This is a genomic window from Streptomyces viridifaciens, from assembly GCF_001888885.2.
GTDB classification, from domain to species: Bacteria; Actinomycetota; Actinomycetes; order Streptomycetales; family Streptomycetaceae; genus Kitasatospora; species Kitasatospora aureofaciens.
Genome location: NZ_CP090841.1, coordinates 2,358,385 through 2,380,911, shown reverse-complemented (window position 1 = coordinate 2,380,911; position 22,527 = coordinate 2,358,385). Strand labels below are relative to the sequence as shown.

The 22,527-nt window shown below is 73.7% G+C and carries 17 protein-coding genes; 13 read left to right on the top strand and 4 right to left on the bottom strand.

Annotated elements, in window-relative coordinates:
• Positions 1–195: 195 nt before the first annotated feature.
• From BOQ63_RS17720 to BOQ63_RS17685, 8 genes are all read left to right on the top strand, one after another.
• Positions 196–834: a response regulator gene (locus BOQ63_RS17720; protein WP_030290922.1), complete on the top strand. Its 639-nt coding sequence runs from the start codon at positions 196–198 to the stop codon at positions 832–834.
• A gap of 147 nt (positions 835–981) precedes the next feature.
• Positions 982–3,678: a DNA translocase FtsK gene (locus BOQ63_RS17715; RefSeq protein WP_030290921.1), complete on the top strand. Its 2,697-nt coding sequence runs from the start codon at positions 982–984 to the stop codon at positions 3,676–3,678.
• A gap of 281 nt (positions 3,679–3,959) precedes the next feature.
• On the top strand, positions 3,960–4,814 hold the full coding sequence (locus tag BOQ63_RS17710) for a helix-turn-helix domain-containing protein (protein ID WP_072654612.1): 855 nt from the start codon (positions 3,960–3,962) through the stop codon (positions 4,812–4,814).
• Positions 4,815–4,910: 96 nt separating this feature from the next.
• Positions 4,911–6,416, top strand: a complete 1,506-nt coding sequence (gene rimO / locus BOQ63_RS17705) for a 30S ribosomal protein S12 methylthiotransferase RimO (protein WP_030290916.1) — start codon at positions 4,911–4,913, stop codon at positions 6,414–6,416.
• Entirely contained in the window at positions 6,413–7,051 is a 639-nt protein-coding gene (gene pgsA, locus BOQ63_RS17700) for a CDP-diacylglycerol--glycerol-3-phosphate 3-phosphatidyltransferase (RefSeq protein ID WP_072654611.1), read from the top strand. The genes rimO and pgsA overlap by 4 nt, the downstream gene beginning before the upstream one ends.
• A 16-nt stretch (positions 7,052–7,067) precedes the next feature.
• Positions 7,068–7,544: a CinA family protein gene (locus BOQ63_RS17695; protein ID WP_046386031.1), complete on the top strand. Its 477-nt coding sequence runs from the start codon at positions 7,068–7,070 to the stop codon at positions 7,542–7,544.
• Between the two features lie 316 nt (positions 7,545–7,860).
• The gene (locus tag BOQ63_RS17690) at positions 7,861–8,229 is read left to right on the top strand and encodes a helix-turn-helix domain-containing protein (protein ID WP_030290911.1); all 369 of its coding nucleotides are present in this window, start codon (positions 7,861–7,863) and stop codon (positions 8,227–8,229) included.
• 54 nt (positions 8,230–8,283) lie between these two features.
• The gene (locus BOQ63_RS17685; protein ID WP_030290910.1) at positions 8,284–8,583 is read left to right on the top strand and encodes a hypothetical protein; all 300 of its coding nucleotides are present in this window, start codon (positions 8,284–8,286) and stop codon (positions 8,581–8,583) included.
• A 111-nt stretch (positions 8,584–8,694) separates the two neighbouring features.
• Here BOQ63_RS17685 and BOQ63_RS17680 read toward each other — a convergent pair whose 3' ends face one another.
• Entirely contained in the window at positions 8,695–13,416 is a 4,722-nt protein-coding gene (locus BOQ63_RS17680; protein ID WP_150475970.1) for an ATP-dependent helicase, read from the bottom strand.
• Positions 13,417–13,636: 220 nt separating this feature from the next.
• Between BOQ63_RS17680 and BOQ63_RS17675 the strand changes: the two genes are divergently transcribed.
• The 5 genes from BOQ63_RS17675 (at position 13,637) to recX (ending at position 19,089) form a co-directional block, all read left to right on the top strand.
• On the top strand, positions 13,637–15,172 hold the full coding sequence (locus BOQ63_RS17675) for a S8 family serine peptidase (protein ID WP_050366559.1): 1,536 nt from the start codon (positions 13,637–13,639) through the stop codon (positions 15,170–15,172).
• Between the two features lie 162 nt (positions 15,173–15,334).
• Entirely contained in the window at positions 15,335–15,529 is a 195-nt protein-coding gene (locus BOQ63_RS17670; RefSeq protein ID WP_030285284.1) for a DUF3046 domain-containing protein, read from the top strand.
• 36 nt (positions 15,530–15,565) lie between these two features.
• Positions 15,566–16,792, top strand: a complete 1,227-nt coding sequence (locus tag BOQ63_RS17665) for an AI-2E family transporter (protein ID WP_435820384.1) — start codon at positions 15,566–15,568, stop codon at positions 16,790–16,792.
• A gap of 211 nt (positions 16,793–17,003) precedes the next feature.
• On the top strand, positions 17,004–18,125 hold the full coding sequence (gene recA, locus BOQ63_RS17660; protein WP_030285288.1) for a recombinase RecA: 1,122 nt from the start codon (positions 17,004–17,006) through the stop codon (positions 18,123–18,125).
• 4 nt (positions 18,126–18,129) lie between these two features.
• Complete coding sequence (gene recX, locus BOQ63_RS17655; RefSeq protein WP_223885965.1) at positions 18,130–19,089, top strand: recombination regulator RecX; 960 nt, start codon at positions 18,130–18,132, stop codon at positions 19,087–19,089.
• Positions 19,090–19,161: 72 nt separating this feature from the next.
• Here recX and BOQ63_RS17650 read toward each other — a convergent pair whose 3' ends face one another.
• From BOQ63_RS17650 to BOQ63_RS17640, 3 genes are all read right to left on the bottom strand, one after another.
• A complete protein-coding gene (locus BOQ63_RS17650) occupies positions 19,162–20,883 on the bottom strand; it encodes an FAD-dependent monooxygenase (protein ID WP_051746950.1) in 1,722 nt (573 codons plus the stop codon).
• Positions 20,884–21,005: 122 nt separating this feature from the next.
• Positions 21,006–21,860, bottom strand: a complete 855-nt coding sequence (locus tag BOQ63_RS17645) for an amino acid ABC transporter permease (protein ID WP_223885964.1) — start codon at positions 21,858–21,860, stop codon at positions 21,006–21,008.
• Entirely contained in the window at positions 21,857–22,507 is a 651-nt protein-coding gene (locus tag BOQ63_RS17640; protein ID WP_030285296.1) for an amino acid ABC transporter permease, read from the bottom strand. Before BOQ63_RS17640 ends, BOQ63_RS17645 begins: the two co-directional genes overlap by 4 nt.
• Between the last annotated feature and the right edge of the window lie 20 nt (positions 22,508–22,527).

Here is a 22,527-nt window from a genome sequence, read left to right as displayed (position 1 = left end):
TCGTTGCGAACAGTGACCGGACGACGACACGCTGCTGAGCGTGCGCCGGAGCACTGGCTGCGCGCCGCTCCGGATCCGATCACGACGGAGCGATGTGCCGGGCGAGGGGGTGCGGCTAGCATGACCGGGGTAGCGGTGGGCAGTACGCGAGTGCCCTCACCGGGCGGCAGGCAGGCGACAGGAGGGCGAGCCCCGATGCAGAAGGCCAAGATCCTCCTGGTCGACGACCGGCCGGAGAACCTCCTGGCGCTGGAGGCGATCCTCTCCGCGCTGGACCAGACGCTGGTGCGCGCCGCCTCCGGCGAGGAGGCGCTCAAGGCGCTGCTGACCGACGACTTCGCGGTCATCCTGCTGGACGTCCAGATGCCCGGGATGGACGGCTTCGAGACCGCCGCCCACATCAAGCGCCGCGAGCGCACCCGGGACATCCCGATCATCTTCCTGACCGCGATCAACCACGGCCCGCACCACACGTTCCGCGGCTACGCGGCCGGCGCGGTGGACTACATCTCCAAGCCCTTCGACCCGTGGGTGCTGCGGGCCAAGGTCTCGGTCTTCGTCGACCTGTACGTCAAGAACTGCCAGCTGAAGGAGCAGGCCGCGCTGCTGCGGCTGGAGCTGGAGGCGGGCGGCGGCGAGCAGCCGGCCCTCGGCGGGGCGTTGCTCGGCGAGCTGTCCGCGCGGCTGGCGGCGGTCGAGGAGCAGGCGGAGGCGCTGGGCAAGCAGCTGGACGGGGCCGAGGACGCCGGGGTGGCGGCCACCGCGGCGCACCTGGAGCGCAAGCTGGCCGGCCTGCGCCGGGCCCTGGATGCGATGCGCCCCGGCAGCGCGTAGACCTGCCTCCGGGCGTTCACTCGTCCGGGTGGTTTGGTGCTGCGGCCGGGTGAAACGGGGTCAGCGTGACGATGTGTCTGCGACACGTCCGGACCTCCGGCTCGGCCGCATGTGCTCGGGTCGCCCGCCCCGGTAGGCTGCTGACCCATGGCCACTCGTACGCCCGGAAACGCCGCACGCAAACCGAGTCCGGGGCCGTCCAAGAAGGCCGCGGCCAAGGCCCCGGGCAAGCCGCCCGCGAAGAAGGCGGCCGCCCGCAGGGCCCCCGCGAAGAAGGCGGCCGCCAAGTCGGCTCCGCCGCCCCCGCCGCGCCGGTCGGTGCTGATGAGCGCCCTCAACGCGCTCGCGAGCCCGATCGCCGCGATCTTCCGCAGCTTCGGCGACGGCGCCAAGAACCTCCACCCGGCCCACCGCAAGGACGGGATCGGCCTGCTGCTGTTCGCGCTCGCGCTGGTGGTCGCGGCCGGCACCTGGTTCAGCTCGGAGGGCTGGCTGAACGGGGCGGCCACCGCCGTGGTCTCCGGGCTGTTCGGGCGACTGGACGTGCTGGTGCCGTTCCTGCTGGCCGGGATAGCGATCCGGCTCTGGCGCCACCCTGAGTTGCCGGAGGCCAACGGCCGGATCGTGATCGGGCTGAGCACGCTGCTGGTCGGCATCCTCGGGCTGGTCCACATCGGCTGCGGCGCGCCCACGATGGGCAGCGGCGCCTCCCGGATAAGGGCGGCCGGCGGGATCATCGGCTGGGGCGCGTCCACCCCGATGATGGCCGCCGCCGGCGCGGTGCTGGCCGTGCCGCTGCTCCTGCTGCTGGCCTTCTTCGGCCTGCTGGTGGTCACCGCCACCCCGGTCAACCGGATCGGCGAGCGGGTGCGCGGCGTGGGGATGAGGCTCGGCGTGGTCGAGCCCGGTCCCGAGGACGCGTCGCACTGGGGGCGTACGCCGGAGCGCGAGCTGTCCACCGAACCGCCGGAGGACGTCGACCCCGAGGCGCTGCCCTACACCGTGGACACCGACCGTGACGACCCGGGCGACGAGATCGCCGCCCGCCGTCGCCGCCGCCGGCGCAAGCAGTCCGTCGAGGACGACGAGGAGCAGCCGGCCGCCGTCCGCGTCTCGCTGGACAAGGGCCCCCTGGGCGAGGAGCCGCCGGACCCGTACGCCACCCGCGACCTCGCCGCCGGCGCGGCCGCCGACCTGGACGGCGCACTGGTCTACGGCGTGCCCGCCTCCTCCGCGGTGGCGGACATGATGCACCAGGTCAAGGACCTCACCGCGGCGCCCGAGGAGCCCGCCGTCCCGGCCGCCCGCAACGGCGGCCCGGGCGCGCCCGCGGAGCACAGCCCGGCGCCGGTGCGGATGGAGCAGCTGCAGCTCGGCGAGGGCGTCACCTATGCGCTGCCCTCGCTCGACCTGCTGGAGCGCGGCGGCCCGGCGAAGGCCCGCAGCGCCCTCAACGACGAGGTGGTCGCCCAGCTCACCGGCACCTTCACCGAGTTCAAGGTGGACGCCAAGGTCACCGGCTTCACCCGCGGCCCGACGGTCACCCGCTACGAGGTCGAGCTCGGCCCGGCCGTCAAGGTGGAGCGGATCACGGCGCTCGCCAAGAACATCGCGTACGCGGTGGCCAGCCCGGACGTGCGGATCATCAGCCCGATCCCGGGCAAGTCCGCGGTCGGCATCGAGATCCCCAACCGGGACCGCGAGATGGTCAACCTCGGCGACCTGCTGCGCTCGCGCACGGCTGCCGAGGACACCCACCCCATGGTCGTCGGCATGGGCAAGGACGTTGAGGGCCACACCGTGATGGCGAACCTCGCCAAGATGCCGCACATCCTGGTGGCCGGTGCGACCGGCGCGGGCAAGTCGTCCTGCATCAACTGCCTGATCACCTCGATCCTCGCCCGGGCCACCCCGGACGAGGTGCGGATGGTGCTGGTCGATCCCAAGCGGGTCGAGCTGACCGCGTACGAGGGCATCCCGCACCTGATCACGCCGATCATCACCAACCCGAAGAAGGCCGCCGAGGCCCTCCAGTGGGTGGTGCGCGAGATGGACATGCGCTACGACGACCTCGCGGCGTTCGGCTTCCGGCACGTGGACGACTTCAACGCGGCGGTGAGGGCCGGCAAGGTCACCCCGCCGCTGGGCAGCGAGCGGGAGCTGCGGCCGTACCCGTACCTGCTGGTGATCGTCGACGAGCTGGCCGACCTGATGATGGTCGCCCCGCGCGACGTCGAGGACTCGGTCGTCCGGATCACCCAGCTGGCCCGCGCGGCCGGCATCCACCTGGTGCTCGCCACCCAGCGGCCCTCGGTGGACGTGGTGACCGGTCTGATCAAGGCCAACGTGCCGTCCCGGCTGGCCTTCGCGACCTCCGCGATGGCCGACTCCCGGGTCATCCTGGACCAGCCCGGCGCGGAGAAGCTGATCGGCAAGGGCGACGCGCTGTTCCTGCCGATGGGCGCGAGCAAGCCGATCCGCATGCAGGGCGCGTTCGTCACCGAGGCGGAGATCGCCAAGGTGGTGCAGCACTGCAAGGACCAGCTGAGCGCCGTCTACCGGGACGACGTGATGGCCGGGGCCGGGCCGAAGAAGGAGATCGACGAGGAGATCGGCGACGACCTGGACCTGCTGATCCAGGCCGCCGAGCTGGTGGTCTCCACCCAGTTCGGCTCCACCTCGATGCTCCAGCGCAAGCTCCGCGTCGGCTTCGCCAAGGCGGGCCGGCTGATGGACCTCATGGAGTCGCGCGGGATCGTCGGTCCGAGTGAGGGCTCCAAGGCCCGGGACGTGCTGGTGAAGCCGGACGAACTGGACGGAGTGCTGATCACCCTGCGGGGCTGACGGACCGTGCCCTCGGCGGGTGTTCACTCGTTCGGAGGAGGGTAGGCGCCACGAGGGCTCGTCTTCGATCCCCCGGGGAACCGAATGTCCGTACGCCGCGTCACAGGCCGCGAAGCACACCCCGAGTTCCGTCGTGCGTCCCCGCTGACCGCCGGCCAGCGGGGGCCGGAGCCACGGTCGTGGCGGGGCCGCGCATTCGGCCCGGTCCGTTTGAGAAACGATCCGCCCGCGCCCCTAGACTGTTCCCCAGCAGGTGGCCATCCGCTCGAAAGGCGTGCCCCGTGACCATCGGCAAGTCCTCCGACCGCGACAACGCCCCGTCGTCCGTCGAGCCGACCGACGACGCGGAGCAGGCAGCCGATGCTCCGAGCATCGGCCGGGTGCTGTCCGCCGCCCGGATCGAGGCGGGACTCACGGTGGACCAGGTGAGTACCTCCACCCGCGTGCGGGTGCCGATCGTCCATGCCATCGAGGAGGACGACTTCGGCCGCTGCGGCGGCGACTTCTACGCCCGCGGGCACATCCGCTCGATCGCCCAGGCGGTCGGCGCCGACGCCGAGGCACTGGTCGCCCGCTTCGACGAGGCGCACGGCGGCTCGCCGGCCTCCAAGCGCCCGACCACCCAGCTGATCGACAGCGGCCCGATCAAGGTGCCCGCCCGCAGCCGGCCGAACTGGGCGGCGGCCATGGTCGCCGCGATCGTCGCCGTGGTCGGCCTGATCGGCTTCAACCTGGTGAGCGGCAGGGGCGGCCACACCGGCACCGGCACCGGCTCCGCCAGCGCCCCGCTGCCCAGCGGCTCCGGCACCGGCTCGGTCGCCCCGGTCACGCCGACCGTCCAGCCGTCGGCGCCCGCGGCGATCGCCGCGGTCCCGGCCGACAAGGTCACCGTGAAGCTGGTCGCCGAGGGCACCAGCTGGGTCTCGGCGATGGACGGCAACGGCAAGTCGCTGTTCCAGAACAACATGAGCGGCGGCCAGGACCAGACCTTCACCGACCCCAAGCAGATCAAGCTGGTGCTCGGCAACGGCGGAGCCGTGCACGCGTACGTCAACGGCAAGGACCTCGGCGTCCTCGGCAAGGACGGCCAGGTGGTGCACGTCACGTACACCCCCGGAGACCCGCAGGCAGGCTGACCACAGGGCCCGCGGGGGCCGGTTATGACCAGCCGAACCGTGGCGCGCGGACTCCGGGGCGAACGGCACCGGAGGCCGCGCGTTAATCTTGGCCCTATGCCTGAACGCCGCACTGTCGCCCTTGTCACGCTCGGATGCGCCCGCAACGAGGTGGACTCCGAGGAACTCGCCGGGCGACTGGAAGCCGACGGCTGGTTGCTCGTCGACGATGCCGCCGAGGCCGATGTCGCCGTCGTCAACACCTGCGGCTTCGTCGAAGCCGCCAAGAAGGACTCCGTCGACGCCCTGCTGGAGGCCAACGACCTCAAGGGGCACGGCCGCACCCAGGCCGTCGTCGCGGTCGGCTGCATGGCCGAGCGGTACGGCAAGGAACTCGCCGACGCGCTGCCCGAGGCCGACGGGGTGCTCGGCTTCGACGACTACGCGGACATCTCCGACCGCCTGCAGACCATCCTCTCCGGCGGTCACCACGCCCCGCACATCCCGCGCGACCGCCGCAAGCTGCTGCCGATCAGCCCGGCCGATCGGCAGTCCGCCGCCGAGGCCGTCGCGCTGCCCGGTCACGGCGCCGAGGCCGCCGCCGAGCCGATCACCGACCTGCCCGAGGGCCTCGCCCCGGCCTCCGGCCCGCGCACCCTGCGCAAGCGGCTGGACGACAGCCCGGTCGCCTCGGTCAAGCTCGCCTCCGGCTGCGACCGGCGCTGCTCCTTCTGCGCCATCCCGGCCTTCCGCGGCTCCTTCATCTCCCGCCGCCCCTCCGACGTGCTGAACGAGGCCCAGTGGCTGGCCGGGCAGGGCGTCCGCGAGATCGTCCTGGTCAGCGAGAACAACACCTCGTACGGCAAGGACCTCGGCGACATCCGGCTGCTGGAGACGCTGCTCGGCGAGATCTCCGCGATCGAGGGCGTCGAGCGGGTGCGGGTGTCCTACCTGCAGCCGGCCGAGATGCGCCCCGGTCTGATCGACGCGATGACCGGGACCGCCGACGTGGTGCCCTACTTCGACCTGTCCTTCCAGCACTCGGCGCCCGCCGTGCTGCGCCGGATGCGCCGCTTCGGCTCCACCGACCAGTTCCTGGAGCTGCTGGGGACCATCCGGGGCAAGGCCCCGCAGGCCGGTGCCCGGTCCAACTTCATCGTCGGCTTCCCGGGGGAGACCGAGGAGGACTTCGCCGAGCTGGAGCGCTTCGTCACCCACGCAGGGCTGGACGCGATCGGCGTCTTCGGCTACTCCGACGAGGACGGCACCGAGGCCGCCACCTACGACGGCAAGCTGCCCGAGGACGTCGTCGCCGACCGGCTGGACCGGCTGAGCCGGCTCGCCGAGGAGATGACCGCCCAGCGGGCCGAGCAGCGGATCGGCACCGAGGTCGAGGTGCTGATCGAGTCGGTCGAGGACGGCGTGGTCGAGGGCCGCTCCGCCCACCAGGCCCCGGAGACCGACGGCCTGACCACCCTGCACGGCGTCGAGGACCCGAAGGTCGGACAGTTCTGGCGGGCCACCGTGGTGGCCAGCGAGGGCGTCGACCTGATCGCCGAGGCGCTGGAGCAGGTGCGACCGCTCAGGACCGCGGGGGCCGAGGCTCCGGGAGCCGGGGAATGACCAAGGGGCCCGGCGCCCCGGCCGCGGCCCGCCCGGGCAGACCGGCGGCCGCCCTGCCGTCGGCGCCGGGCATCTGGAACATCGCCAACGTGCTCACCATGGTCCGGCTGCTGCTGGTGCCGGTGTTCGTGGCGCTGCTGTTCGCCGGCGGCGGGCACGATCCCAAGTGGCGTTCGGTCGCCTGGGCCTCCTTCGCCATCGCGATGATCACCGACCTGTTCGACGGCGAGCTCGCCCGCCGCAAGGGCCTGGTCACCGACTTCGGCAAGATCGCCGATCCGATCGCCGACAAGGCCATCATGGGCGCGGCGCTGATCGGCCTTTCGGTGCTCGGCGACCTGCCCTGGTGGGTCACTGCGGTGATCCTGGCCCGCGAGCTCGGCATCACCCTGATGCGCTTCTGGGTGATCCGCTTCGGGGTCATCCCGGCCAGCCGCGGCGGCAAGCTCAAGACGCTGACCCAGGGCATCGCGGTCGGCATGTACGTGCTGGACCTCCACGGCTGGCTGGCCACCGGGAGGGCGGTCCTGATGGGCCTGGCGGTGCTGCTGACCATCGGCACCGCACTGGACTACGTCGGGCAGGCGCTGCGACTGCGCCGCGAGGGCACGGCCGCGGAGCGCGCGGACCGGTAGGAACAGGGGACCTCCGATGACGGACCACGAGCTGGCCGAGCGGGTGCACGCCGCGCTGCGGGCCGAGGGCGGCACGCTGGCCGTCGCCGAGTCGCTCACCGGTGGGCTGCTGGCCGCCGCGCTGGTGGACGTCCCGGGGGCCTCCGCGACCTTCCGCGGCTCGGTCACCGCGTACGCGACCGAGCTGAAGGCCTCGGTGCTGGGGGTGGACGAGGGCCTGTTGGACGTGTACGGTCCGGTCCACCCGGTGGTGGCCCGACAGATGGCCGAGGGCGTGCGCGCCCTGCTGGGGGCCACGTACGGGCTCGCGACGACCGGGGTGGCCGGTCCGGACCCGCAGGACGGACAGCCGGTGGGCACCGTACACCTGGCGGTCGCCGGCCCGGGGGGAACTCTGGTCAGTTCGCCCCTGCTGTCGGGCGCCCGTGCCACAATCCGTCACGACGCGGTGACCGCCGCACTGGAACTGCTCGCCGGCCGACTCAGTCGTTGACGGCCGGCGGACGGATCTCCACCGGATCGAGATTCTGCCGAACTGGCGTACAGGCATGACACAGCTGGAGGATCGTGTTACATCCAACGGCCTGGTTGGGCAGAAACCAGGTGGCGAACGAGTTGCGTGACGGTGGCCGGGTGGGCCAGGTCGGGTACCACGAGGGGCCCGCGAACCCGGGTACGACACCGGAACAAGGAGGGGGACGGCCTTGCAGCCCAGAGTGAACACGACCAGGGTCCCCGCACGCGAAGCGGGCAAGGCGGTACGGTGGGGGCGTGACATCTCGATCCGCAGTCCGAGGAGGGAGGCACCGATGATCCTGCTCCGTCGCCTACTGGGCGATGTACTGCGTCGGCAGCGCCAGCGCCAGGGCCGCACACTCCGCGAGGTGTCGGCGGCCGCCAGGGTTTCGCTCGGGTACCTCTCCGAGGTGGAGCGGGGACAGAAGGAGGCCTCTTCGGAGCTGCTCTCCGCCATCTGCGACGCGCTCGACGTCCGGATGTCCGAGGTCATGCGCGAGGTCAGCGACGAACTGTCGCTCGCCGAACTTGCGGCGATGGCCACCCTCTCCGAGGGTGATCTGCTGAGGCCGGTACTCGAACCGGTTCCGCTGCCCGCCCCCGGCGCCGACCGGGCGAACATGTCGCCCAAGGCCGCCGCGATGGATGTGGTCGCTGCCTGATCCGGCCTCGACTCCCGGGTATCCGATGCCCGGGGCGAGCGGAGGAGGGCGGTCGTGCGGAGGATCGCGACGGTGCGCACGGTGGCCCGAATACGGCTGCGGGTGCGGTGGGCGGTGACGCGGCCGGCGCGCCGGGTCCTGCTGGTTCTCACGGCCGGGCTCACCTGGTGGCTCGTGGCCGTCCGCGGGCAGCTGACCGACGGCGCGGTGCTGGGGCTGCTGGCGGCCGGCGGCTGGGGGCTCGGTCTCATCCCGGTCCATGCCGACCGGAACGCGACCGGACCCGTGCGACGCCGACGCGGGCGCGAGGAGGCCGTGCGCCGGGTGGAGGCACCATCACCGCCGATCGGGTGAATCGACGTGGCCGGAGGCCGCGGGGTCGTTGACTCCGCGGCCTCCTGGCTCTTTCCGCGGCATTCGGGTGCGTTCGCGGCGTTCCGGCCCCTGGGCGGCGCTCGGGCCCTGCTACGGCCGCAGCCGCAGCCCGCGGGGCGTGGCGTGGAACCCCGCCTCCTCCAGGGCGCGGCCGAGGTCGGAGCCGAGGGCGGGCTCGCCGTTGGCGCGCTCGACCGTGACGCTGCCGAGCGCTCCCGCGCGGACCGCCCCGGCGAGCGCCCCGGCGGCGAGTGCGACCGTCGCCCCGTCCTGCGGCCAGGCCAGCAGGGACTTGCCGCCCCGCTCCACGTACAGCGCCAGCTCGCCGTCGACCAGCACCACCAGGGCGCCGGCCTTGCGGCCCGGGCGGTGCGCCTTGGCCTCCTTGGCCCCCGGCGCTGAGGGCGGCTCCGGCCAGGGCAGCGCGGCGCCGTAGGCGTTCGCCGGATCGGTGGCGGCCAGCACCAGCAGCTGCGGCGGCTCGGCGGTCGGCGCGGCCGGCCACTCGGTGGCCCGGGCCCGCTCCAGTCGGCCGTTGACCGAGCGCAGCCGGTCGGCCGCGCCCTCCATGGCGAACTGGGCGCCGCCCAGGCCCTCGACGAAGTAGCCCCGGCGGGCCCGGCCGCGCTCCTCCATCGCGGCGAGCACCCGGTAGACCCCGGCGAAGCCGCCGGGCACCCGTTCGGCCGCCACCGTGCCCCGGGTCAGCAGACCGTGCCGGTCCAGCAGGCTCTGCGCCTGGGCGGTGGCCCGGAGCGTCGGGTCGGCGGCGAGGGAGGGCAGCAGCGACCAGCGCCCCGCCACCGTCGGGCCGCCGCGCAACGCTGCGCCGGCCCGGCCGAAGGCGCGGCCCGCGCCGCCGTAACGGCCGCGCGGGGTGGACCGGGGCGCGCGGTGGGCGGTGGCTCCGGCGGTGCGGCCGGAGCCGAGCAGGGCGCGCAGCGGTGCCAGGGTGTCGTTGGTGACGTACCCGGCCCAGACCAGGTCCCAGAGCGCCTCGACCGCCTCCGGCTCGGCCGTCTCCTCCGGCAGCTGCTGGAGGAGCTGGCGGAAGAACAGGCCGTAGCCGCCCGCCAGGGACTGCAGCAGGGCGCTGTGCAGCGGGGTGAGCGCGGGCGGCACCGGCTCGGGGCGCAGCAGGTGGGCGTTCTCGGCCAGGTGGAGGCTGAGCCAGCCGTCCTTGCCGGGCAGGGCGCCCGCGCCGCACCAGCCGATCTCGCCGGCCGCCATCAGCTCGTCCAGCAGGCCGGGGGAGTAGTCGCCGAGCCGGGCCGGGAGGATCAGCTTCTCCAGGGAGGAGGCGGGCAGGGCGGTCCCCTGGAGCTGTTCGACCACCCGGAGCAGGCCGTCCGCGCCGCGCAGCCGGTGCCCGGCCAGGTGCTGCCACTGCGGCAGGAAGGCGGCCAGGGCGCGCGGCGGGACGGGCTCGACCTCCTGGCGCAGGGCGGCCAGCGAGCGGCGGCGCAGTCGGCGCAGCACCTCGGCGTCGCACCACTCGGGGGCGGTGTGCCACTCGGGGTCGGTGTGGCTTCCGGCCGGCCTGAACTGGCCCTGGACCAGGCGGCCAGCCGCGGTGAGGCGCTGCAGGGTGCCGGTGACGACGGCGGTGCCCAGGCCGTAGCGGGCGCCGGCCTCGGCGGCGGTGAACGGGCCGTGGGTGCGGGCGTGCCGGGCCAGCAGGTCGCCCAGCGGGTCCTTGACCGGCTCGGTGAAGGCCTCGGGGACGCCGACCGGCAGCGGGGTGCCGAGTGCGTCGCGCAGCCGTCCGGCGTCCTCGATCGCGGCCCAGCGCTGCTCGCCGGAGATCCGGACCTGGATCACCCGGCGGGCGGCCTCCAGTTCCAGGGCCCACAGCGGCTCGGCGCCACGGGCGGTCAACTCGGCCTCGGTGAGCGGACCGAGCAGGCGCAGCGCGTCGGCGACGCCCTCGGCGTCCTTGATCCGGCGCTCGGGGGTGAGGCGTTGGAGCTCGGCCTCCAGCTCGGCGAGCACCTGCGGGTCGAGCAGTTCGCTCAGTTCGGCCTGGCCGAGGAGCTCGGACAGCAGCCGGGAGTCGAGCGAGAGGGCGGCGGCCCGGCGTTCGGCGAGCGGGGAGTCGCCCTCGTAGAGGAACTGGGCGACGTAGCCGAACAGCAGTGAGCGGGCGAAGGGCGAGGGCTCGGGGGTGGTGACCTCGACCAGGCGGACGGCGCGGGATTCGAGGTCCCCCATCAGCTCGACCAGGCCGGGGACGTCGAAGACGTCCTGGAGGCACTCGCGGACGGCCTCCAGGACGATCGGGAACGAGCCGTACTCGGAGGCGACTTCGAGCAGTTGGGCGGCGCGCTGGCGCTGCTGCCAGAGCGGGGTGCGGCGGCCGGGGTTGCGGCGGGGGAGCAGCAGGGCTCGGCCGGCGCACTCGCGGAAGCGGGAGGCGAACAGGGCGGAGCCGCCCACCTGGTCGGTGACCAGCTGCTCGATCTCGGTCGAGTCGAACAGGGCGGCGTCGGCGCCGACCGGGGCCTCGTCCCGGGACGGACTCGCGGGCTCCGACGGGCCGGCGAAGTCGAAGTCGGGGGAGAACAGGTCCGCGTCGGGCAGCCGGAGCACGATGCCGTCGTCGGCGTGCATGACCTGCGGGTCCAGGCCGTGCTTCTCGCGCAGCCGGGCGCCGAGGGCGAGCGCCCAGGGGGCGTGCACCTGGGCGCCGAAGGGGGAGTGGATGACGATCCGCCAGTCGCCGAGCTCGTCCCGGAAGCGCTCGACCACGATGGTGCGGTCGTCGGGGAGGTGGCCGCAGGCGGCCCGCTGCTCGGCGAGGTAGTCCAGCAGGTTGGCGGCGGCCCAGTCGTCCAGGCCGGCCCGCTTGAGGCGCTCGGTGGCGGCCTCCGGTTGGAGCGAGCCCAGTTCGCGGGTGAACGCGCCGAGAGCGCGGCCGAGTTCGAGCGGGCGGCCGAGGGTGTCGCCCTTCCAGAACGGGAGCCGGCCGGGGACGCCGGGGGCCGGGGTGACCAGCACCTTGTCGTGGGTGATCTCCTCGATCCGCCAGGACGTGGTGCCGAGGGTGAACACGTCGCCGACGCGGGACTCGTAGACCATCTCCTCGTCGAGCTCGCCGACCCTGCCGCCGCCCTTCTTGGGATCGGTGCCGGCGATGAAGACGCCGAACAGGCCTCGGTCGGGGATGGTGCCGCCGGAGGTGACGGCCAGGCGCTGGGCGCCGGGGCGGCCGGTCACCGTCCCGGCCACCCGGTCCCAGACCACCCGGGGGCGCAACTCGGCGAAGGCGTCGGAGGGATAGCGGCCGGCCAGCATGTCGAGCACGGCGTCGAAGGCGGACTGCGGGAGGGTGGCGAAGGGGGCGGCGCGGCGGACCACGGTGAGCAGCTCGTCCACCGGCCAGGCGTCCAGGGCCGTCATCGCGACCAGTTGCTGGGCCAGCACGTCCAGCGGGTTGCGCGGGATGCGCAGCGCCTCGATCCGCCCCGCCCGCATCCGCTCGGTGACCACGGCGGACTGCACCAGGTCCCCCCGGTACTTGGGGAAGAACACGCCGGTGGAGACGGCGCCGACCTGGTGGCCGGCCCGGCCGACCCGCTGCAGGCCGGAGGCGACCGAGGGCGGGGACTCGACCTGGACGACGAGCTCGACGGCGCCCATGTCGATGCCCAGCTCCAGGCTGGAGGTGGCGACCACGGCGGGCAGCCGGCCGGCCTTCAACTCCTCCTCGACCAGGGAGCGCTGCTCCTTGGACACGGAGCCGTGGTGGGCCCGGGCGATCACCGCGGGCACGCCCCCGGCGGCGCCCGAGCCGCCCATCAGCTGGGCCGGGGCGTGCGCCTCGGGGGCGGCGGTGCCGGTGACGCGCTCGTAGGCGATCTCGTTCAGCCGGTTGCACAGGCGCTCGGCCAGGCGGCGGGAGTTGGCGAAGACGATGGTCGAGCGGTGCGCCTCGACCAGGTCGACGATCCGCTCCTCGACGTGCGGCCAGATCGAGGCCTGGCGCTGCGGGTCGGAGCCCGCGGCGCCGCCGGTGGCCGGGGCGGCGGGCAGGTCGTCCAGGTCGGGGACCGGGACGACCACCGAGAGGTCGAACTCCTTGGCGGCGGCGGGCTGGACGACGACGGCGCCGCGCTGGGGGCTGAGGAAGCGGGCCACCTCCTCGACCGGGCGCACCGTCGCGGACAGGCCGATCCGGCGGGCCGGGCGGTCCAGCAGTTCGTCCAGCCGCTCCAGGCTGAGCGCGAGGTGGGCGCCGCGCTTGGTGCCGGCGACGGCGTGGACCTCGTCCAGGATCACCGTGTCGATGCCCCGGAGCGCCTCCCGGGAGGCGGAGGTGAGCAGCAGGAACAGCGACTCGGGGGTGGTGATCAGGATGTCCGGCGGGTGGGCCGCGAAGCGGCGGCGGTCGGCGGCGGGGGTGTCCCCCGAGCGGATGGCGACCTGGACCTCGGGCTCGGGCAGGCCGAGCCGGACGGCGGCCTGGCGCAGGCCGGTCAGCGGGGCGCGCAGGTTCCGTTCGACGTCCACCGCCAGGGCCTTGAGCGGGGAGACGTAGAGCACCCGGCAGCGGCGCTTGGGCTCGGCCGGGGGCGGGGTGCTGCTGAGCCGGTCGAGCGCGGAGAGGAAGGCGGCCAGCGTCTTGCCGGAGCCGGTGGGGGCGACCACCAGGACGTCGGTCTCCCGCTGGATGGCGCGCCAGGCCTCGGCCTGGGCGGTGGTCGGGGCGGAGAAGGCACCGGTGAACCACGCCCGGGTGGCCGGGGCGAAGTCGGCCAGCGGGTCGTCGGGCCGGGGGGCGTCGGCGGGCGGGGTCGGGTGCTGGGGCGCCATGCACCCATGGTGCCGGGTGGGACTGACAAGCGAGGGCGGGGCCGTGAGCAGGGGTGGGGTGGGCGGAAGGGGCCGGGCGTGAGGGGGCCGGGCCGAGGGGTGTAGCTGCGGGGGCGGGAATGATGAAACGCTCATATGGTGAGAAATCGGGCGGGTGATCACTTGGTGGCTGCCCGGCTTGGGCTGTGACCTCACTGGACCGACGAGCGGAGAGCGTGGGATGGCGCAGGCGCACCGGTCCGGCGGTCCCGTCCGTACGGCCCGCCGCCGCAGGGTGTGCGGGCACGCCCGGGCGCTGCTCGCGATACTGGTCACCGCCCTGGTGGCGGGCGGCGCCGTGCCGTACGTGTCGGGGCCCGGGCGCGCCTACGTCAGCTACCTGGTGCTGGCCGAGCGGGAGGACGCCGCAGGGGCCACCAGGGCCGGGAAGGAGAGCCGGGCAGCGGGCGGACAGGTGGTGCAGGAGTACCCGCAGATCGGGGCGGTGCTGACGTACGCCACCGGGGGCTTCGCGGAACGGGTGCGACGCAGGCCGGGGATCGCCGCGGTCGGGGCGACCCGGACGGCGCCGGTGGTGGGGCCGCCGCGGGAACTGGCCGGGGCGGGTGACTTCGCCGCGGGGGTGGGGCGCGGCTGGCGGGGGGATGCGGGGGACGGCGGGACGGGGACGACGGCTGGTACGGTGCCGGACCCCAGGGAGGGCGGGGCCTGGAACCTGGCCATGGTTCATGCGGGGGCAGGGACGGCGTCGGGAGCGGTGGCGGGGGTTGGGCCGACCGGGGACGGTGTCGGTGGGGTGCCGGGGCCGGAGGCGATGCGCAAGGTGCTGGTCGCGGTGCTGGACTCGGGCGTGGACGACACCCACCCCGACCTGCGGGCGGCCGTCGACCCGAAGGCCTCGGCGTCCTGCGCCGACGGACGGCCGGACGCACGCACCGGCTCCTGGCGGCCCGATCCCGGGGTGGAGGAGAGCGGGCACGGCACCCACGTCGCCGGGATCATCGGTGCGGCCCGGGACGGGCAGGGCGTCACCGGGGTCGCGCCCGGTGTGCGGATCGCCGCCGTCCGGCTGCTCGGGCCACTGGGGCAGTACTACGCGGAGAACATCGTCTGCGGCATGCTCTGGGCCGCCGACCACGGGGCGAAGGCGATCAACGACAGCTACTTCGCCGACCCGTGGAAGTACAACTGCCCCGAGGAACCGGACCAGGCGGCGCTGATCGCGGCCGTCGGCCGGGCCGTCGCCTACGCCCGGCGCAAGGGCGCGGTGGTGGTCGCCTCGGCCGGCAACGACGGGCAGGACCTCGGCGCGGCCCGGACGGACCGGCGCAGCCCCAACGACCGGGTCACCGGGCCGGCCCCCACCCGCTACCTGGGCACCGAGTGCATCCGCCTTCCCGGCGAGTTGCCCGGGGTCGTCACCGTCACGGCCGTCAACCGGGACGGGAGTCCGTCCTCCTACACCAACTACGGGCGCGGCCGGATTTCGCTGGCTGCACCCGGCGGGGACCCGGACGGCGGGGCGGAGGGGGCGATCGTCTCGGACTGGCCCGGTGGGCGGTTCGCGGCGCTGGCGGGCACCTCGATGTCGGCGGCGCACGTCACGGGGGCGGTGGCGGTCGCGGCGGCGTTGCACCCGGACTTCGGGGCGGCGCAGTTGGCGGATCTGCTGGCTCGGACGGCGGCGGGGTGTCCGGTGCGGGGGTGCGGGGACCGGGGGCACTTCGGGGTGGGGTTGTTGGTGGTGCCCCGGTAGGCGGTTGGGGACGGGGGTGTTCGCGGGGCTCTCGGGAGGGGTGGGCGGTGCTTCGTGGGCGCGCGGGTTTTGCCCGCGCGCCCACGAGGGCGGGGGGCGGCGCCCACTGGCGGGGGATGGCGGTGGGCGGGGCCCGTGAGGGGCCTCCGGGATACTGGGGGTATGAGGCTGACCGAGTTCTGGCGACGGATGTATGCGCACTTCGGGGAGGGGTATGCGGAGTCGTTTGCATCTGATCATGTGATGAGTGAGTTGGGTGGGCGGACGGTGCGGCAGGCGTTGGAGGCGGGGTGGGAGGCCAAGGACGTGTGGCGGGTGGTCTGTGAGACGCAGGGGGTTTCGGCGCTGCTGCGCTGAGCGGTCGGTGCGGGGGTGGTGGGACAGACTGTCCGGGTGACTACGAGCGGAGAGCAGGAGCGCCTCGGTGAGGCGGTGCGGGGTGCCGAGGGGGAACGGGCGGGGCACGGTGGGGTGTTGTGGGGCGGGATGCCGCCCTGGTTGCCCCGGGCGATGGTGTTGTTCCTGGTGTCGGTGGGGCTGTTCCAGCTCGCGGACTGGGCGTTCCGGCAGTTGATCGACCTGTTCGTGATGCTGTTGGTGGCGTTCTTCCTCTCGTTGGCGCTGGAGCCGGCCGTGGACCGGATGGCGGCGCGCGGGGTGCGTCGGGGGGTGGGGACCTTCCTGGTGTTCGTGGCGGTCGGGGTGGCGGTGGTGGGCTTCCTGGCGGCGCTCGGCACGCTGTTGGTGGACCAGGTGGCGAAGATCGCCGGGGACATGCCGCACCTGGTCGACAATCTGATCGTCTGGACCAACCGGACGTTCCACCAGGACCTGTCGCTGGGTGAGCTGCAGAAGCGGCTGCTGAAGGACTCCGGGACGATCGAGGGGTACGCCCAGCAGGCCGCGGACAACGTCTGGGGCGTCTCGTCGACGCTGATCGGCGGGCTGTTCCAGACGTTCACGGTGGGGCTGTTCACGTTCTACTTCACCGCCGAGGGCCCGCGGGTGCGGCGGACGGTGTGCTCGCTGCTGCCGCCCGCCAAGCAGGCGGAGGTGCTGCGGGCCTGGGAGATCGCGCTGGCCAAGACGGGCGGCTACCTGTACTCCCGGGCGGTGCTGGCGGTGGTGTCGGCGGCCGGGCACTGGGTGATGTTCGCGCTGATCGACCTGCCGTACTCGGCGGCGCTGGCGATCTGGGTCGGCGTCATGTCGCAGTTCGTGCCGACCATCGGGACGTACCTGGCGGGTGCGCTGCCGGTGCTGGTCGCCCTGACGGTGGAGCCGGTGGACGCGTTGTACGTGCTGGTCTTCACGGTGGTCTACCAGCAGATCGAGAACTACGTGCTGCACCCGAGGATCACCGCCAGGACGGTGGACGTGCACCCGGCGGTGGCCTTCGGCGCGGTGATCGCGGGGGCGGCGCTGCTGGGGGCGGTGGGCGCGCTGATCGCGATCCCGGCGGCGGCGACCATGCAGGGCTTCGTCGGGACGTACGTGCGGCGGTACGAGGTGGCGACCGATCCGAGGATCGACCGGGGCGAGCAGCGGCGGGCCCGGCGGGAGCTGCGCCGGGAGGCGGCGCGGCGGCTGCGGCGGATGGTGGGCGGCGACGGGGAGTGACGGACGGTGCGGGGCGGGCGGCCGGGGGTGACCCCGTCGACCCGCCCCCCGGCGTGTTCGGACCTGCGCGGCTTGAATCGAACAGACGTTCCTTTGTACTCTCCGGCGAGGAGTTTTCCACAGGCGGAGCCGGGTGGGGCTCGTTTGTCAGTGGGACGCGCTAGCGTCGATGACGATGAAGCGCACAGCACAGAACCCGAGGGAAAAAGCCATGGCAGGTACGGACCGCGAGAAGGCCCTGGAGACCGCGCTCGCCCAGATCGAGCGGCAGTTCGGCAAGGGCTCGGTGATGCGCCTCGGCGAGAAGGCGAACGAGCCGGTCGAGGTGATCTCCACCGGGTCGACCGCCCTGGACGTCGCCCTCGGGGTGGGCGGCATCCCGCGCGGCCGAGTGATCGAGATCTACGGCCCCGAGTCCTCCGGCAAGACCACCCTGACCCTGCACCTGGCGGCCAACGCCCAGCGGGCCGGCGGCACGGTCGCCTTCGTCGACGCGGAGCACGCGCTCGACCCGGAGTACGCCAAGAAGCTCGGCGTGGACACCGACGCCCTGCTGGTCAGCCAGCCGGACACCGGTGAGCAGGCCCTGGAGATCACCGACATGCTGATCCGCTCCGGCGCGATCGACCTGGTGATCATCGACTCGGTCGCGGCACTCGTCCCGCGCGCCGAGATCGAGGGCGAGATGGGTGACTCGCACGTCGGTCTGCAGGCCCGCCTGATGAGCCAGGCGCTGCGCAAGATCGCCGGTGCGCTGAACCAGTCGAACACCACCGCCATCTTCATCAACCAGCTGCGCGAGAAGATCGGTGTGATGTTCGGCTCGCCGGAGACCACGACCGGTGGCCGGGCGCTGAAGTTCTACGCCTCGGTCCGACTGGACATCCGCCGGATCGAGACCCTGAAGGACGGCACCGAGGCGGTCGGCAACCGCACCCGCGTCAAGGTCGTCAAGAACAAGGTCGCCGCGCCGTTCAAGCAGGCCGAGTTCGACATCCTCTACGGCATCGGCATCAGCCGCGAGGGCGGCCTGATCGACATGGGCGTCGAGCACGGGTTCATCCGGAAGTCCGGCGCCTGGTACACGTACGAGGGCGACCAGCTCGGCCAGGGCAAGGAGAACGCCCGTAACTTCCTGCGGGACAACCCGCAGCTCGCCGACGAGATCGAGCGGAAGATCAAGGGCAAGCTCGGCATCGGCCCGAAGACCGAGGAGCCGGCCGAGGCCGCTCCGGAGGCCGCCGCTGCCGCCGCCGACGGCGTCGCGAAGCCGATCACCGCGACCGCCGCCAAGACGGCCGCGGCGAAGAAGACGGCGGCTGCCAAGGCCTGAGCCGTTGACGCAGTACGACATGGTGGGCGGCGGCCCGGCGGGCCCCGAGGACGACGACTACGGGCCGCCGGACTGGTTCGCCGCGGTCGCGGAGCCCGAGCCGGAACCGCGAGCGCGGCCCGAGCGGACTCCGGTCCGGGTGGCGCGCGGCGCGGCGCCCGGACCGGTTCTCGACCGGGAGCAGCCGACGGAGGCCCCGCTCGAGGCACTCGGCCTGGTCCCCGCCTCCGAGCTGCGCGCCGGCCGTCGGCGGCGTCGCTCGGCGCTGGCCGAGGAGTCGGAGGCCGCGGGCGGCGGCATGCCCGCGGAGCGGAGCCCGGGTGGGGCCGAGGCGGCCGGTCACGGGGGTGTGGCCGCCTCGCCCACCCGAGCTCGCCGCGGCCGGCGGAGCGGGCGCTCCGAGGAGGGGCCGCCGGGCGAGGAGACGGGCGCCGCCCGTACCTCCCGCAAGCGGGCCGAGGAGGAGTCCGACCCGGAGAGCCGCGCCCGGGACATCTGCCTGCGGCTGCTCACCGGTGCGGCCAAGTCCCGCAAGCAGCTCGCCGACGCCCTGCGCAAGCGGGAGATCCCGGAGGACGTCGCCGAGGAGGTGCTCACCCGGCTGGAAGAGGTCGGGCTGATCGACGACGCCGCCTTCGCCGCGGCCTGGGTCGAGTCCCGGCACGCCGTCCGGGGCCTGTCCCGCCGGGCGCTGACCCAGGAGCTGCGCACCAAGGGGGTGGCCGCCGACGTGGTCGAGCAGGCCGTCGCCCAGCTCGACCACGACGACGAGACGGACGCGGCCCGGGCGCTGGTCGAGCGCAAGCTGCGGTCCACCCGGGGGCTTGACCCGCAGGTCCGCACTCGGCGGCTGGTCGGGATGCTGGCCCGGCGCGGCTACTCCGAGGGGCTGGCCTTCCGGGTGGTGCGCGGTGCGCTGGAGCAGGAGGCGTCCGGTGAACGGTCCGGGACGGAATGGGAGTAGTGGAGGTCCGGGAGAGCCGGGCCACGGCGGTAGCGGGTTGAGGCGTGTCCCTCGGATCTCCCCGAGGAAGCCCTAACTCGCGGAATCCACCTGCTGGGGCTCCGGGGTGGGTTCGGGCTCCGGCTCGGGCGGGGCGGCGATCGGGGCCGGCCCGCCGCGGGCGCGGTCGGCGAGTGCCAGGAGGTCCTCGGCGGCGGCGCCCTGGGTGACGCCGACCAGGTGGCCGTCCGGGCGGATCAGCAGCACGGTGTGCGGCCCGGCGCCCGGGTACTCCTCGGTGACCAGCACCTGGGCCGGCACCGGCAGTGCGGCGGCGACCTCGGCCAGCCGGGGCATCAGCCCGGCGCCGAGCCAGTGCTCGGCCGACCAGACCGCGGTGCCGGGGGCGACCAGCAGCAGCAGGAAGGTGGCGCCGAGCCGGGCGTGCAGGTGGTCCGGGGTGCCGTCGGTGGTGAGCACCGGAAGGTCCGGGACGAGCACGCCGGGGGCGGTGGCGGGCAGCAGTTCGCTGAGCGAGGTGGCGCCGCGCGCGCCGCGCTGCACCGGCACCCGGCCGGGGACGCCGGAGGGCGCCGCCGGGTAGGCGGGGGCGCCGCCGAAGCGGCCGGTGCCCAGCTGGCCGTCGGCGAGCAGCGGGGCGTGTTTGCGGAAGCCGCCGACCAGCAGCGAGCGCCGGGTCTGCTGCCAGCCGCGCAGCGGGCGCAGCAGCGGCATGGACTGGTCGACGGCGCGCAGCCGGGCGCCGACCGCGCCGCGGCGCTCGGCCTCGTAGCCGTCCAGCAGGGACCCGCCGGGCTGGGGGCCGCCGGAGTGGAGGTGCCAGGCGAGGGCGAGCCGCCAGGCGAGGTTGTCGGCGTCGCGCAGTCCGTCGGCGAGGTTCTGCATGCCGAGTGCGCCGTGCAGGTGGGCGGCGTCGCCGGCCAGGAAGCAGCGGCCGCTGCGGAAGCGGGCGGCGAGGCGCTGCTGGGCAGTGTGGTCGGCGGCGGCGAGCAGCTCGTAGCGGGGGAGTTCGCCGCACCAGCCGGTGAGGGTGGAGGTGACCCGGGTGAGCAGGGTGTCGCCGGTGACGATGCCGGGCCAGGTGGCGTGCGGGTCGACCTGTTCGGTGGGGGCGGGTCGGCCGGGGGGCAGCCGCCAGTCGAGCCGCCAGACGCCGTCCGGCAGCGGACGGGCGGAGGCCTCGCGGTCGCCGCGCCACGGGGGTTCGCGGTGCAGCCGGGCGCCGTCGAAGGGCAGGTCGACCCGGACGGTGGCGATGGCGTTGCGGTCGACGGCCGGGCGGCCGGGGAAGCGGATCTTCAGCAGTTTGCGGACGGTGGAGCGGGCGCCGTCGCAGCCGACCAGGTGGCTGCCGCGCCACCAGGTGGCGGAGCCGTCCTGGGTGCCGTGGGTGCGGACACTGACGCCGTCGCGGTCCTGTTCGAGCTCGACGACCCGGTTCAGCGGGACCAGCCGGACCAGCGGGGTGCCGGTCAGGGCGTCGCGCAGGCCGCGCTGGAGGCGGTGCTGGGGGAGGTGGAAGGTGGGCGAGTCGGTGAGGTCGATCCGCCGCACCTCCTGGCGGCGCCGCCAGATGGCGAAGGAGTCCCACAGCGCCGAGTCCGAGACGGCCCGGGAGTAGCCGATCCGGGTCAGGAAGGCGGTGGTGTCGGCGCCGAGGACGACGCTGCGGGGGCCCTCCGGGCAGAGCCCGGAGCCCTCGTCCAGGACGACGGTCGGCACCTCGTGCCGGGCCAGCGCGAGGGCCAGAGCCAGACCGACCGGTCCGGCCCCGACCACGATCACCGGGTCCATGCGGGGACCTCCGGGCACGAACCGGCCCATGGGCCGGCGTCAGTTACCGCTGCCGCATATGCCGCGTGGATGCTCCCGGGAGGTGTCACGAACAGCAATGCAACAGTTCACCTGCGTGTCCGTCAAGCAGCAGCTGAAGTGCGCCGGTTCGCGCCGCGGCGGCCGCGTGCTTCGATCCACCGCGCGAGCGCGGTCAGCAGCAGGCACAGCGCGATGTAGATGGGCGCGATCACCAGCACCACGGGGATGTACGGGAAGCCCGCGGCGTTCATCGGCTGGCTGGCGATCTTCTTGCCCATGAACAGCAGCTCGTTGTACGTGATGATGTAGCCGAGCGAGGTGTCCTTGAGGGTGACGACCAGCTGACCGATCATCGACGGCAGCATCGAGCGGACGGCCTGCGGCACCAGGATGGTGGACATCACCTGGGTCTTGCGCATCCCGAGGGCGTACGCTGCCTCGCCCTGGCCCCGAGGGACGGCGTTGACGCCGCTGCGGATGATCTCGGCCTGGACCGAGCCGTTGTAGAGGGTGAGGCCGAGCACCAGCGCCCACATCGGGTCCTTGGCGAAGAACGCGTAGTAGAGCGCGACGATCAGGATCAGCAGCGGCATCGCCCGGAAGAACTGGACGATCGCGGTGCAGACCCAGCGGACCGGCCCGTGGTCGGAGAGCGTCCCGGAGGCCAGCAGCGCGCCCAGGGCGAGCGAGAAGGCGCCCGCCAGGCCGAAGGCCTTCAGGGTGGACAGCAGGCCGTCCACGATCATCTGCTGGACGAAGTTGTACTGGAACGGGTCCCACAGGTCGGCGTCGAACTGGCCGTTGTCGGCGAGCGCGCTGACGGCGTACCAGAGCAGCCCCGCGATGCCGAGCAGCGCGAGGACGCCGAACAGCCGGTAGCGGGTGCGGGTCCGGGGGCCGGGGATGTCGTAGAGGACGCTAGCCGAGCCCTGCCGCTGACGCTGGAGCATGCTCATCGGGCCACCGCCAGTCGGGATTCCAGGAAGCGGAAGAGGGAGGCGACCGTCGCGCTGATCAGCAGGTAGGCGCAGGCCACCCAGAAGAAGATCGAGAAGATCGAGTAGCCGCGCTCGGAGAAGGTCTGCTGGGCGCTGTACAGCTCGCCGACGCTGAACGCGCCGGCGATCGCCGAGTTCCTGGGCAGTGCGATGAACACGCTGCTCATCGGGCCCAGCACGGTCCGGGTGGCCTGCGGCAGGATCACCAGGCTGAGGGTCTGGAAGAAGTTCATGCCGAGGCTGCGGGCCGCCTCCGCCTGGCCGAGCGGGACGGTGTTGATGCCGGAGCGAATCACCTCGCAGACGAACGAGGCGGTGTACCCGCCGAGCGCCAGCACCGCGAAGGTGAGGTGGCTGAAGTGCACCCCGAGCGGCGGCAGGCCGAAGGTGACGGCAAAGAACAGCAGGGTCAGCGGCGTGTTGCGGAACAGCGTCACCCAGGTGGTGCCGAAGGCGCGCAGGACCGGCACCGGGGAGACCCGGAAGGCCGCCAGCAGGGTGCCCAGCAGCAGGGCGAGCAGGGCGCTGAGCGCGCTCAGCTCGATCGTCTGCAGGAAGCCGTCGCGGAACAACGCGAAGTTGTCCTGCTCGAACAGGAACCCCATCCGGCGGCCCTCCTCTCACA